This window comes from Mesorhizobium sp. M7A.F.Ca.US.014.04.1.1, from assembly GCF_003998745.1.
GTDB classification, from domain to species: domain Bacteria; phylum Pseudomonadota; class Alphaproteobacteria; order Rhizobiales; family Rhizobiaceae; genus Mesorhizobium; species Mesorhizobium ciceri.
Genome location: NZ_RZRW01000105.1, coordinates 1 through 12,960 on the forward strand (window position 1 = coordinate 1; position 12,960 = coordinate 12,960).

At 61.5% G+C, this 12,960-nt stretch carries 14 protein-coding genes and 1 tRNA gene; 8 read left to right on the forward strand and 7 right to left on the reverse strand.

Translation table 11 applies throughout. The annotated features are described in order from the left end of the window. Positions 1 to 156: 156 nt before the first annotated feature. Positions 157 to 933 (reverse strand): glutamine amidotransferase, encoded by a 777-nt coding sequence (locus EOA22_RS09935; RefSeq protein WP_013532007.1) that lies wholly within the window; start codon positions 931 to 933, stop codon positions 157 to 159. Between the two features lie 110 nt (positions 934 to 1,043). After that, positions 1,044 to 1,805, reverse strand: a complete 762-nt coding sequence (radC, locus tag EOA22_RS09940; protein WP_013532006.1) for a DNA repair protein RadC — start codon at positions 1,803 to 1,805, stop codon at positions 1,044 to 1,046. Between the two features lie 249 nt (positions 1,806 to 2,054). On the opposite strand from radC, the gene EOA22_RS09945 reads away from it, so the two are divergent. Next, complete coding sequence (locus EOA22_RS09945) at positions 2,055 to 2,912, forward strand: MipA/OmpV family protein (RefSeq protein WP_013532005.1); 858 nt, start codon at positions 2,055 to 2,057, stop codon at positions 2,910 to 2,912. Between the two features lie 42 nt (positions 2,913 to 2,954). Next, the gene (locus EOA22_RS09950; protein WP_063167867.1) at positions 2,955 to 3,716 is read left to right on the forward strand and encodes a response regulator transcription factor; all 762 of its coding nucleotides are present in this window, start codon (positions 2,955 to 2,957) and stop codon (positions 3,714 to 3,716) included. Here the strand turns inward: EOA22_RS09950 and EOA22_RS38755 are convergent. Continuing rightward, the gene (locus tag EOA22_RS38755) at positions 3,683 to 4,132 is read right to left on the reverse strand and encodes a hypothetical protein (RefSeq protein WP_245441331.1); all 450 of its coding nucleotides are present in this window, start codon (positions 4,130 to 4,132) and stop codon (positions 3,683 to 3,685) included. The genes EOA22_RS09950 and EOA22_RS38755 overlap by 34 nt on opposite strands. Positions 4,133 to 4,138: 6 nt before the next feature. Between EOA22_RS38755 and EOA22_RS09955 the strand changes: the two genes are divergently transcribed. Continuing rightward, positions 4,139 to 5,038, forward strand: coding sequence for a HAMP domain-containing sensor histidine kinase (locus EOA22_RS09955; protein WP_245441330.1), 900 nt, complete (start codon positions 4,139 to 4,141; stop codon positions 5,036 to 5,038). A 27-nt stretch (positions 5,039 to 5,065) separates the two neighbouring features. Here the strand turns inward: EOA22_RS09955 and map are convergent, their stop codons facing one another. Continuing rightward, a complete protein-coding gene (map, locus tag EOA22_RS09960; protein ID WP_013532002.1) occupies positions 5,066 to 5,893 on the reverse strand; it encodes a type I methionyl aminopeptidase in 828 nt (275 codons plus the stop codon). 243 nt (positions 5,894 to 6,136) lie between these two features. On the opposite strand from map, the gene EOA22_RS09965 reads away from it, so the two are divergent. The 5 genes from EOA22_RS09965 (at position 6,137) to EOA22_RS09985 (ending at position 9,279) form a co-directional block, all read left to right on the forward strand. Beyond that, complete coding sequence (locus tag EOA22_RS09965) at positions 6,137 to 6,433, forward strand: DUF982 domain-containing protein (protein WP_013532001.1); 297 nt, start codon at positions 6,137 to 6,139, stop codon at positions 6,431 to 6,433. Between the two features lie 191 nt (positions 6,434 to 6,624). Continuing rightward, entirely contained in the window at positions 6,625 to 6,888 is a 264-nt protein-coding gene (locus EOA22_RS09970) for a DUF6074 family protein (protein WP_013532000.1), read from the forward strand. Positions 6,889 to 7,210: 322 nt separating this feature from the next. After that, complete coding sequence (locus tag EOA22_RS09975; RefSeq protein WP_063167868.1) at positions 7,211 to 8,437, forward strand: pilus assembly protein TadG-related protein; 1,227 nt, start codon at positions 7,211 to 7,213, stop codon at positions 8,435 to 8,437. A 19-nt stretch (positions 8,438 to 8,456) separates the two neighbouring features. Next, positions 8,457 to 8,882: a TadE/TadG family type IV pilus assembly protein gene (locus EOA22_RS09980; protein WP_032808908.1), complete on the forward strand. Its 426-nt coding sequence runs from the start codon at positions 8,457 to 8,459 to the stop codon at positions 8,880 to 8,882. Next, positions 8,872 to 9,279: a TadE/TadG family type IV pilus assembly protein gene (locus tag EOA22_RS09985; RefSeq protein ID WP_013531997.1), complete on the forward strand. Its 408-nt coding sequence runs from the start codon at positions 8,872 to 8,874 to the stop codon at positions 9,277 to 9,279. Before EOA22_RS09980 ends, EOA22_RS09985 begins: the two co-directional genes overlap by 11 nt. 810 nt (positions 9,280 to 10,089) lie before the next feature. Here the strand turns inward: EOA22_RS09985 and EOA22_RS09995 are convergent. The 3 genes from EOA22_RS09995 to EOA22_RS10005 all read right to left on the reverse strand — a co-directional run. Next, positions 10,090 to 10,164: transfer RNA gene (locus tag EOA22_RS09995), tRNA-Glu, on the reverse strand. Between the two features lie 301 nt (positions 10,165 to 10,465). Beyond that, positions 10,466 to 11,716, reverse strand: a complete 1,251-nt coding sequence (locus tag EOA22_RS10000; RefSeq protein ID WP_032808955.1) for a YcbK family protein — start codon at positions 11,714 to 11,716, stop codon at positions 10,466 to 10,468. 215 nt (positions 11,717 to 11,931) lie between these two features. Further along, a partial coding sequence (locus tag EOA22_RS10005; RefSeq protein ID WP_164755348.1) for an alpha/beta hydrolase occupies positions 11,932 to 12,960 on the reverse strand: 1,029 nt, incomplete at its 5' end.

Here is a 12,960-nt window from a genome sequence, read left to right on the forward strand (position 1 = left end):
CCAGGTTGCCGGAAACTGCAACACCGATCCGCCGTGAACGACCGTGAGGCGAAGGCGGCAACGGCCGAGCTCGCCGTTCCCGGTGATGCTGATCGGCTTCAAACCTTTGTTCTCATACATGTCGTTGCCTCAAAAACGCACTTTGGGGCGACATCATCAAACGGCGTTGCTGACCCAGCGGAGCACGTTGGTCCAAAGCCGCGCATAGCCGGGCCATTCGACAAAACTGTTCGGCAGCCAGTGCGGTCCGATGTCCGACGTCCAGACCAGCGTGCGCCCTTCGCCGTGACGCCCGGTGACCAGCAGGGGATGGCCGCCCTGGTCCTGCGGCAGCCGCGCCAGAACCTCGACATCGTCGCGATCGCGGGCGACGACCTCGTTGGCGCCGAGCAGCAGCGGCCATTCGCCCTCAATGCCGGCAAAAAGCGGATGGTCTCTTGAGCCAGTGATCTCGGGACGAAAGCCCTCCGGAATTTCGAGGCGGTCATCATTGGGAAGGCAGGTCACCGGCAGCGCCTCCTCGACCGCCGTGCGATGCCAGCGCGCCTTGCCGTCAATGCCTTGGAAGCTGAAGTAACCGCCGATCATGATCAGGCCGCCGCCGGCCAGCGTCCAGTCGCGCAGGAGCTTGAGCCGGTTCGGCACTGTCTTGCCGTGCAGCCAGACATCGGGATGAAGCAGCAGCGAGTTTGCGCCAATGTCGGACAGGATGATCGTCCTGTATTGCGACAGCCCTTCCATGGTGAAAGGCAGCTTCTCGACGGCCTCATGAGCGGGCATGTAGTCGAGATCGAATTCGCTGTCCTTCAAGGCGTCGACCAGGGGCGTTGCCCCGAGATGGAAGGTGACGCTGCCGAACTGGTCGAACCCCTTGTAGTGGGTCGCCGAACTCACCCAGCTTTCGCCGACAAGAAGGACTTTTGTCTTCGCCATGATCGTGCTCTCCTGATTCCGCCAGTCGCTTGTTCTAGCCGGTTTCGCCCGCCCCGATCTCTGGGATCGTGTGGTCGGGGTCGATCGGCGTTGGCGCCGGCCCTGCCACCTCAGATCAGCAGCAGGCCCTTCATGCTGGCATATCCCTTCCGCCCGATGATGATGTGGTCGTGCACCGCGATGCCCAGCCGCTTGCCCGCGTCGATGATCTCCTTCGTCATCTCGATGTCGGCGCGCGATGGCGTCGGGTCGCCTGACGGGTGATTGTGGACCAGGATAATGGCAGTCGCCGAGAGTTCGAGCGCCCGCTTGATCACTTCTCGCGGGTAGACAGGCGTGTGGTCGACAGTACCCGTCTGCTGCACCTCGTCGGCGATCAGCGCGTTCTTCTTGTCGAGGAACAGGATGCGGAACTGCTCGCGCGCCTCGAAGGCCATTGCTGAGCGGCAATAGTCGAGGAGCTGCTGCCAGGACGAGAGGATCTCGCGGCCGTGGACCTCGCCGCGTGCCATGCGCTGCGCCGTTGCGGCGAGGATTTTCAGGTCGAGTGCCACCGCAGGGCCGATGCCCTTGACCTCCTGCAGCAGGCCCACCGGGGCGCCAAGCACTTCGGCCAGCGTGCCGAAGCGTGCCAGCAGCGCCTTGGCCGCCGGTTTGGTGTCGGCACGAGGGATCAGGCGAAAGAGCAGAAGTTCCAGAAGTTCGTAATCGGGCAGGGCGTCCGGACCCGCCAGGGCAAAGCGCTCGCGCAAGCGGTCGCGATGGCCGAGGTAATGCGGCTTTTCGTCGAGCGTCGCCTTGGCTTTCGCAGCAGGCCGCATCGGCGCTTCGGAGAAGAAACTCCGCTCGTCATCGTCGCTTGTGTTCCCCATACCCCGCCCACATTGCTCCGGCACAGACATTAGAGCTGTTCTGGCCTGGATTGAAACAGTTCCGTTCTCCGATCGCGAGACGATCCACGGCAGATCGTGGCAGCCCACTGTCAGCCTAGGGCCTCCCTATACGGCAAGATGAAACCACGATTGCGCAACAAAACTTAACATCACTTAACGCATGCGGCCACTTTCACCTGACATGGTGACGCCATCGGAGGCTCTTTGCCTCGCTATACTGGAGCACGCATGTTCGCCAAAATTGACTCTGGACTATTTGCCGGCCGGGCATCTCTTGCGGTCATGGCAATCCTGCTTTCAGCCCATTCGGACGGCGCGCTGGCGGCAGACGCCATTGCGGTGAATTCCGATGATTTTACCCTGCCGCCCGAGCCTTCCCGTTTCGGGCGCTTCGAACAGAAACTGTCCGACTGGCACGTCGTGCTCGGCGGCGGCGCCATCATCGTCCCCAAATACGAGGGCAGCAATGAGTTCAAGATCATGCCGGTGCCTTTCGTCACGGCGACATTCCTCGACACGGTGACGATCGATCCGACTGGTGCCAACATCGCCGTTTATGAACAAGGACCGTTCGCCTTCAGCGCGCGGCTTGGCTATGAGATGGGCCGCAAGGAAGACGACTCCGACCATCTGCGCGGCTTGGGGGATGTCGACATGGGCGCGACGGTCGGCGTGAAGGCAGCGGCGAAGTTCGGTCCGGCCGAAATATTCGCGCAGCTGGACAAGACCATCGGCGGCAGCGATGGCCTGGAGGGCAGGGTGGGGATCGAGGTGACCCGGCCTCTGTCTCAATCGTTGATGATCGGCGCCAGCGCGTCCGCCGTGTTCGCCGACGAAAATTACATGCAGGCCTATTTTGGTGTCACGCCCGAGCAATCGGCTCGCTCGGGGCTGGCGCGCTATGATGCCGGCGCCGGTTTGAAGCGCGCCGATTTTTCGATTTCCGCCACATATATGCTCGACGAGAACTGGATGGTGCGCGGCGAAGCGGGGGTCGGCGTTCTCTTGGGTGACGCTGCCGACAGCCCCGTCGTCGTCGAAAAGATCCAGCCTTCAGGGATGCTTCTCGTCGGATATCGGTTCTGACGCCTACCCAGGGCACCAAATGCAAGCTGGACAAGCTCCGGAATGGCACAGCAACGGCACCAAAGCGATTTGAGCGCCGAATCCAGGTCGGCAAGGCAAGGTTCGCGCATCCTCATTGTCGAAGACGATCTGGAGATCGCACGCATGCTGGGCGACACGCTCACCGACAACGGCATGACTGTGGAAATTGCCGAGAGCGGCGTCCAGATGAATGCCGCGCTTCGCACCCAGAAATTCGATCTCATCGTGCTCGATGTCATGTTGCCGGGCGAAAACGGTCTCAACATCTGCCGCCGCCTTCGTGCCGCAACCAACATTCCGATCCTGATGCTGACCGCGCTCGGCGAGGAAATCGACCGCATCTTCGGGCTGGAAATCGGCGCGGACGACTATGTGACGAAACCGTTCAGCGCGCGTGAACTGACGGCCAGGATACGGGCGCTGCTGCGCCGTACAGCCTATGATCCCGACGAGCGGGACTGGTCGAAGGTACTTCGTTTCAACGGCTGGCGCCTTGATCCCATACGCCGGCAATTGCATGACCCCAACAATGCGCGGGTGACGACCACGACGCATGAATTCGACCTGTTGCTTGCGTTTTGTCGCAATGCAGGCCGGGTTCTCTCTCGTGAGGAACTTCTGGGCGTAACCCATGCCGGGCTCGCGGGGCCGATCGAGCGTAGCGTCGATGTCCATATCAGTCGAATCCGCAGGAAGATCGAAAAGGATGCGCGCGATCCGGTGCTTTTGAGGACCGTTCGGTTGGGTGGCTACATCTTCACCGCGACGGTGGAGGAAGCATAAGGGATTTCATCCGCCGTTTCTTGCCACAGTCCGTGCGTGGGCAGTTTGTGGCAATCATTTTCATCGCGGTGATCGTGATCATGTTCGTCGGTTCGGTCGTCGAGAGTTTCATAGAGAACGCCGATCTTCCCGCCGCGGAAGATAACGCCGGGCGTGCGGCCGTTGTTGCTGCCTTGTTGCAAGAAACGCCGGCGCAGGCGCGTGGCGCAATTCTGGCGACAGCAAAGCGGGCCGGCTTTGATTTCGAGATATTGCCCAAGGACCGGATAACCGGCATTCCCCAGTCCTATCTGCAATGGCGAAGTGTCGAATGGCTTTTGCGTATCGACAGGGGGACGGTTGAGGGACGCTGGATAAGGATCGGCGGCCGATACGCGTTTGTCATCGACCTCGACCAGCAGGACGTCCTGGCCCATTTCGGCATGCCCGATTCCTGGCTGACATCGGGCCTCGTCCGTGCCTCGTTCTACAGGTTCATGGCTTTCGTTGCCTTGCCCGTGCTGATCTGGCTGTTTGCGGTTTGGGCCGTGACGGATCCGTTGAAGCGCATCTCGGCGGCAGTCGGTTCGGCCGAGATCGAGAATGGCGACCAGCTCTTCGTCGAACACGGCTCCATTGAAATGGTGGGGTTGGCGCGCGCCCTGAACAGGATGAGGACGCGTATCCGCACGATGATCGAAAACCGCACGCGCATGTTGCGCAGCGTCAGTCATGATCTGCGCACGCCTTTGACGCGGCTGCGGCTTCGCGCCGAGCGCATGGATGATGGCCCAATCCGAACCGCAATCCTGTCCGATGTCCAGCACATCGAAATCTTGATCGATGAGACCCTTACCTACCTGCGCAACGATGTTTCGACGGAGAAGCTGCAGCGCGCCGATATTGCCAGCGTTCTGCAAACCGTCTGCGCCGAATTCTCCGATGTCGGATTTCCTGTCTCATATTCCGGGCCGGACCGGCTTCTGGGCTGGTGCAAGCCCAATGCATTGGCGCGTGCGATCGCCAATCTTTGCGACAACGGGGTCAAATTCGCTGGCAATGTCACGGTCGCCTTGACGGCGACCGGCACGGCGGCGCGCATCACGGTAGGGGACGACGGGCCGGGTATTCCGATGACGGCACGTGCCCGTGTTTTCGAACCATTCTTCAAGGAAGATGCGTCGCGCGGCATTGCGTCGAAGCATGGCTTCGGTCTGGGCCTCTCGATCGTTGCCGACATCGTCCAGGGGCACGGCGGCAGGATCGAATTGGAGGACAACCAGCCCAGCGGACTGGTCGTTACCATCGACCTGCCGAATGCCGCGGATGTGCAGTCGGCATAGACGGCCTCCCGCCGGGTAAGGTGCGCTCTAAGCCGGCAGGCCGGGGCGATCGAGCTTTTTGGGCGACAGCGTGAAAATCTCGCACCCTGTGTCGGTCACGCCGATCGTGTGCTCGTACTGCGCCGACAGCGAGCGGTCGCGCGTTACCGCGGTCCAGCCATCCGACAGAACCTTCACGTGCGGCCTGCCCAGATTGATCATCGGCTCGATGGTGAAGATCATGCCTGGCCGCATCTCGACGCCTTCATTGGCGCTGCCGTAATGCAGGATGTTCGGCGCGTCATGGAACAACTGGCCGACGCCGTGGCCGCAGAAGTCGCGCACCACCGAGCAGCGCTCGCCTTCGGCAAAGGTCTGGATGGCGGCGCCGATGGCGCCGGTGCGGGCGCCCGGCCTGACCGCCGCAATGCCGCGCATCAGGCATTCATGCGTGACTTCGAGCAGCCGCTCGGCGGCGCGCTTGATCGTGCCGACCGGATACATGCGCGAAGAATCGCCGTGCCAGCCGTCGAGGATGTAGGTGACGTCGATGTTGACGATGTCGCCATCCTTGAGCGGCTTGTTGTCGGGAATGCCATGGCAGACGACATGGTTGATCGAGGTGCAGGATGATTTCGTGTAGCCGCGATAGTTGAGCGTCGCCGGCAGCGCGCCGTGGTCCATGCCGAATTCGAAGACGAAGCGGTCTATTGCTTCGGTGGTGACCCCGGGCTGGACCATCGGCACCAGCTCGTCGAGGCAGCGCGCGGTGAGATCGCATGCCTTGCGCATGCCGGCAAAGCCGTCCTCGCCATAGAGGCGGATCTGGCCGGTATTTCTGAGCGGGGCCGTGGCAGCGTCGAGATAGGTGACCATTTTGTCCGTGTAGCGGGTAGGGCCCTGCAAGAGAGCCGACGTGAAGATCTCCCCAGATTTGGCACTTGAGGGCAAAAGGTTCAAGGAAGAACTGCCCGATGCACCCGCACAGTTCGAGATATTCGCCTTGCATGGGCGGTTCAGCGACCCAAGTGACGACACATTTCTGGGCCAAAAGCCGGTCAAAGCAACTTTTGACGACGAACGGCGTTGCTGCGGTGGCGCCAGTTCGGGAGACAGGAAATGGACAGACTGCAATTCGAGGTGCCGGTGCGCATAGCGCCCGCGCCCGGCCTGCCGGTCGAGGAGATCTACGGCGTCGAACAGGCGCTCGATTTTCTCCAGGACTGGCCTGCGCGCCGTCAGGGCCCGATCTACCAGAAAGCCTTCAACGCCTGCTTTGGGGCCACGGTAGACGTGGTCAAGACCGAGGATGCTTGCCGGGCGTTCATGGCGTTTTGCCGGGCCAGCGGACTGATGGCCAGGGATATGATGACGCCGCGCAAGCGCGGCGGTGAGGCGAGGGCGCTCCAGGCCTAAGGGCCGCCGCCGTTTCGCCTGCCCCCCACTGCAACCAATGAAGCGCGTTTGACGCACAGGCGATGTCGCGAGCGTATCGTTGCGTCCCCGCACCCACGTCAGCGCCGTTAAGCTTCCGTTTCCACCTTCCCGGCTACGCCATTGCTTGTTGGCAATGGTTGATTCGTTGCGTCAGTCTCATGGTTCGGAAGATGTCCCCAGAAAAAATCCGTGCATTCCCGATCGACCGTCAGGTATTCTTGGTCAGAGAGGTTGCTGCCAAGCTCGGCAACCTGCATGGCGAGACCGCCACCTCGTTCTGGAGGGCCAAGGCGTCGGAGTTGCTCGATCTTGTGGTCGGCTCCGGCAGGGACAGAACAGCAGCCAGCGATGAAGTGCGCAGGTTTTTCCAAGCCGTGCAAAGAGAGATGTCGGCCGGGGTGGTTGCGGAGCCGATGCCGATTCTTTCCGCTTGAAGAAAATCCTGCACAGCTTTGGCTTCCCACTGCATTCTCCAACAGTGCGAGCAGCAACACATCGGTGTTTGCTGCCTTCGACGGCAAGTTCGCTGATCGGGTGCGAACCCATGGCTGCCTATCGCAGGCGGATGCTCTAGGACATCGATGCTCTCTCTCGCCGCCTCCCGCTGGCCCTAGCCCTTCTCGCTTGCCAGGAAGTGCGCTCGCGCGTTGATCAGCCAGCGAAGCACTTCTTTTTTGAAGCCAATGGACCACTGCTCAAAAATGCACCGAACTTTTTAGCCATTCGTTCATTTATGCGTGCTTTCTAATCTAAGCCATGGCCTTGAATAGCTTCACCCGTGTTCGGCTTGTAATGGACGCCATGCGCCGGAGCACGGGCGCAAATGTCGCCACCATTTTTGCCCTCACCTTGCCGGTCGTTGTCGGCGCTGCGGGCTTCGGCGTCGAGACCTCCTATTGGTACTACAACAGCCTGAGATTGCAGGCGACGGCCGATGCAGCCGCCTATGCCGGAGCGCTCGAACAGATTTCGGGTTCCGACAAGCCGACGATCGTCGCGGCTGCGACCCAGTCCGCGGCGTCGAACGGGCTGGGCTCGGGCACGATCGTCGTCAATACGCCGCCCGCGTCCGGACCGAATACGGCGAAAAAAGCGGTCGAGGTGATCGTCGGCCAGAAGCTCGACCGGATGTTCACCCTGATCTTCACACAGGAAAAGGTTCCCGAACAGGCGAGGGCGGTGGCCGTCATTACCGATGCCTCGAGTGCTTGCATGCTCGCGCTCGATCCGTCCGCGTCGCAGGCGGTGCTGTTTTCCGGCAGCACCAGCGTTAAGCTCACCGGCTGCTCGGTCATGTCCAATTCCATCGCCTCCGACGCCATCAAGCTTCAGGGCGCGGCCGGTCTGCAGGCCGATTGCCTGATATCGGCGGGCGGTGTCTCTCTCAGCAATCCCGTCACCACCGTCTGCGCGGCCCCGATCACCCAGGCACTGCCCGCCGGCGATCCCTTTGTCGACCTGCCGGCCCCGGTGGCCGCGACCCCCTGCCTGAACGACAACAAGGCGACGCTCGGTCCAGGCACCTATTGCAGCGGCATGAACCTGAAGGGCAACGTCACGCTTTCGCCCGGCGTTTATGTCGTCCAGGGCAATCTCAAGATAAACGCCAACGCGGCCATCACCGGCGCCGGGGTGACCATCTTCATGTCCGGCAGCTCGACCGTCAGCATGAATGGCAATGCGTCCGTGAAGCTCAGCGCGGCGACTTCGGGCACCTACTCAGGCGTTCTGTTCTACGGCGACAGGACCGGCATGAGTGCATCCAGCACATTCAACGGCACAGCGGACTCGCTTTTGACCGGGGCCATCTATTTCCCCAAGCAGCAAGTGAGCTATCTTGGCAACTTCTCGGGCAATGGCGGCTGCACCAGGGTCGTCGCAAATACGATTCAATGGTCCGGTAATTCAACCATCAATCAGGATTGCTCGAGCCTCGGAGTGCCCAACATTCCAGCCGCGCGGTCCGTGGCACTGTCCGAGTAGCTCCGTGGGGCGCCGGTCGATGCCGATCCTCGGCGATGATTCGGGCGTTGCGGCGGTCGAGTTCGCGATGGTGCTGCCCATTCTGTGCCTGGTGCTGCTTGGTATTCTGGACGGCTGGTCCTACATAACGAGTTCACTGTCGATGCGCGCCGGTGTGAAGACGGCCGCGAACCTGGTCATGAGCGGATCGACCGATGATGCGGCGACCCAGGCCCTTGCCATTGCGAGCTGGGAAAATCGGCCGGAAGACGGCCAGGTCACGCTAAGCCACATCCGTATGTGCGGGACGACCGTGGTCGACGCTTCCACCATGTGCAGTGGGCCCAAGGTGCCGTCGATCTATGTCCAGATACAGGCATCGGGCACCTGGGTGCCGCCAATTGCCTTCGGCGCCTTTGCCGCTCCCACCGTCATCGGTCACCAGGAGGTGATCCGTGTCCGCTAGGGTAAGCGCGTTGCGGCGGGATCGATCGGGCGGGGCCGGGCTGGAGTTCGCGCTGATCGCCCCCTTCCTTGTCATGCTGCTGTTCGGAATATTCGCCTTTGGCTGGTCGATGCACTCGGTCTCCAGTGTTCGCTATACGCTGGAGACGTCAGCGCGCTCGCTGCAGCTTAAGAACACGCTGACCCAGGCCGACATTCAATCGATCGCCACGCAGAAATTGCAGGCCTTGGGGTTCAAGGACGTGAACGTCACGATCGCCATCGACCCGGTGAGCGGCGGCTTCCGCATGGCGCATCTGACCGCCGCCTATGCCTTCGTCATCGACTTCCCCTACTTCAGTTCCTTCCCGATCAACTACGCGACAACCGTTACCGTGCCGCTGCTTGGCAGCGGCTAGGCTGTGGCCTGATAGCCTCGCGCGCCGGGGCTCTGCCAATGCACCGGTTTGGCGGTCGTGGCGCAAGCTTGGCACTCGGCCTGCTTTTTATGGCACGGGGCTAGCTAATATATTCGTTAGTGCTAATATTAAGATTACGTTACGTCATGTTCGACCATCTGTCGGGTGCAATGTGGGGGTTCCAATGAGAGTGGCTGTATTGTGCGCGGCTGTTGTTTTCGCTGCGACCGGTGTCGCTGTTGCCAAGGAAAAGAAGGCGGCGGTCAGTGACGCTGCCGCCTTGTGTTCCACGAAACCGTCGACCAAGAAGCCCGTTGCAAATCTGGACTGCGGTTTCACCGGAACCGCCAAATCGGAAGATAGCGGGGCAAAGGCAGAGCCGCGTCTCGGATACGACTCCAATCCGTGGATCATAACAGGCTTTTGACTTTGCACTGTCGGATGCCGGTTGAAGCGCTGAAGAGGGTCGTCTTGAGCGGCGCGCGACCCGTTCTCATGTAGGCTCCCGCACGCAAACTAGGCAAATAAATACGGACTTGCCACTCGGGGCTTCGCCCCGTTGTCGCAATGCCGTGAAAGCCCAACTCGACCGTGCAATAAAAAGCCCGCCACGGGGGCGACCTGCGGCGGGCTCTTGGAGCGGCTACATCCCTTAGGAATCGACCACTTTGTAGCAGGATTATGACCCGTGTGGCCGCGTTGGCCTATGGTGTGATCGCGGAAGACTGCGCGTCAGTTGAAGAGAGCAGCAGAGAGCCAAGCGAAATTGCCGACATTGGGAGGGAGGTTTGCGCCAAACGCAAATTTTTCTGGTACGCCCAAGGGGAATCGAACCCCTGTTACCGCCGTGAAAGGGCGGTGTCCTAACCGCTAGACGATGGGCGCGCTCAGACGAAGCGGCTTATACTGGCGTTGTGCGCAACCGGCAACCCGTCAGGTGCCACCTTGGACAACTTTTTTCCAGGCCTGCCAAATCAACGGTTTGCCGAGGGCTGGCAGGCTTGACGATTAGCGGCGACACCCATCGTTTCGTCATCCACGGGCGGAGCAAGGAGCGCTCCGTCGCGAAGACCCGAGGATGACGAAGTTGGGGACGCTTCAGCCTATCTCGAATGTTCAGGAGGCTGGAACGATATTGCCGGAACGGCCTTGGCGGCTGACAGGCGTAGGCCGTCAAATAGCGCTGCTAGCCGTCACCGCCGCTGCGCCGGCGGCAGCGCCAGTTCCAGTCGCGCTCGGGACCGACGTCGACGTGAACCGATTCTGTGTGGCAGTATGTGCCGACACCGCCGCGACCGGGCATGCTTCTGATGTAGCTCGCCAGTTCCCATTTCGAAACGCCGGGAACCTGGATGTCGGCGGCGGCGCAATACATGTGCAGCGAATTCTTGGCGCCGTTGGCGCGCCGGTTGCGGGCCGGGTCGCGATAGCCTGACGTCACCGTCATCTTGCGGCCGTAGTGGCCTTCGATCGTCTTCAGCACGCGCACCAGCGACGGCTTCAGGCAGGCCACATCGACGCTTTCGTTCTGCTTGAGCAGCCCGTTGGGCGCCAGCCGGGCCATGCCGGCGGCGGACGCAACCTGATAGGAGCCGCCCACTGGCCCCTCATCCTCGTTGAGGTCGACGTCGCTTTCGTCATCGAGGCCCGACTTGCGCTTGATCTCGAACAGGGCCGTCTGGCGCACGCCGGGCAGGGCATCGCTGCCGGTGATGTGACCGCTATCGCCACCGAGCGAAGCCAGTTGTACCGGCTTGGCCGTGGAATCGGCCGAGGCAAGCGTGATGATCGGTTTTGCCGCTGCTGGCGTCGCTTTTGCCTGCGCCGGGGGCTGCTCGCCCGTCCGGGCGTTGCTGATGAGGGGGGCTGGTGTCGCCGAGGCTGGCGTTGCGCCAAACATCGAGGCGAGGAAGCCTTTCTTCTTTGGTGCTTCGGCCTGCGGCATCTCGCCAGCCGTCACATAGACCGGGTTGTTCATGGCCGGAGCGGCAGCGGGCTTCGGCGCCGCCACGTCGCCGTCGGCCGCGGCAATCTGCTGGGCTACCGCATCGGTCTGCTGCGCGGTCTGTGCCTGCTGCGTCAGCGACTGCGGCGTGTTTCCAACGATGGTTTCGGCGCCCGCCGGCATGGTCAGCGGAAAGGCAGCTCCCGGTTTGGACACAGGCACATAGGCGACCTTTTCAGGCAGCGCCGTGTCGCTTGCCGTCATCACGGTCGTCTGCTCCGTCGTGACATCAGACGAATCGGAGGCGGCGATCGCCTTGCCGCTGGAGGCCGCGTTTACGTCCGATGCGGTGGCATTGTAGCCGGGCATTCCGACCGACATTGCCGGGTCGCCAGCCGAAGTGCAGGAGGCCAGAAGCAAGGAGCAGAGCGCTGCCACAATGGCGCGGCGTTCTCCCTTTGCGAGGCTCCATCCTGCTGATTTCAAAGTCAAATTCCCCCTCGATGTCCGGTCGGCATATCTTGGCGCGGCATGCATGCGTCGCTGCCAAGGTGACCTTTGTCTCCGATCCGGAAACGAGACCTGTGTCAAATCCGCAAGCCTGGAAGTATTTTTGCAGTGATTGCCGAATTACGGCCGCTTGATGGTTGACGACACCATTTCGCCCGCTTTTGGCGGCCCGTCAACTCACCACACATTACAGTCCGTTACACACGGACCTTCACATAGGTGCCCGGAGCATCACCCAAAGTTTTCATATGCTTGCCCGGTTTGCGGGCAGGCACGCGGGTGTTGTCCTTGGCCTCTATCCAGCCTTGCCAGTGCGGCCACCAGGATCCTGGATGGTCGGTGGCATTGGCTATCCACTGGCTGAAGTCGCCCGTCGGCGTAGCCCCGGTCCAATACTGGTATTTGTTGGATGCCGGCGGATTGACGACACCGGCGATATGGCCCGACCCCGCCATCACATACTCGACCGTGCCGCCGAAATATTTCGAGCCGAGGAACACCGAAAGCGCCGGCGCGATGTGATCTTCCTTGGAGGCGAGGTTGTAGACCGGGATGGTGATGTCGCCGAGCGAGACCGTGCGGCCCGCCAGTTCCATCGTGCCTTGCGAAAGGTTGTTCTCGAGATAGCAGTTGCGCAGGTAGAAAGAGTGGTTGGCTGCGGCCATGCGGGTGGAATCGGCATTCCAGTAGAGCAGGTCGAAGGGCAGGGGATCCTTGCCGCGCATGTAGTTGTTGACGACATAGGGCCAGATCAGGTCGCCTGAGCGCAGCATGTTGAAGGCGGTCGCCATCTTGGTGCCGTCGAGATAACCCTTTTCGCTCATCGACTTTTCCACTGCCGCGACCTGTTCTTCGTCGACGAACACCTTCAGGTCGCCGGCATAGGTGAAGTCGACCTGCGTGGTGAAGAAGGTCGCCGACTTGATGCGGTCGTCGCCCTCTTGCGCCATCAGCGCCAGTGCCGCCGCCAGGAGCGTGCCGCCGACGCAATAGCCGATCGCGTTGACGTCGCGTTCGCCGGTGGCCTTCTCGACCGTGTCGAGGCCGTATTGCAGACCCTCGCGGATATAGGCTTCCCAGCTCTTGGTGCCGTGGCGCTCGTCCGGATTGACCCAGGAGATGACGAACACGGTGTGGCCCTGTTCAACCGCCCAGCGAATGAAGGATTTCTGCGGGTTCAGATCGAGGATGTAGAATTTATTGATCCATGGCGGGCCGATCAGCAG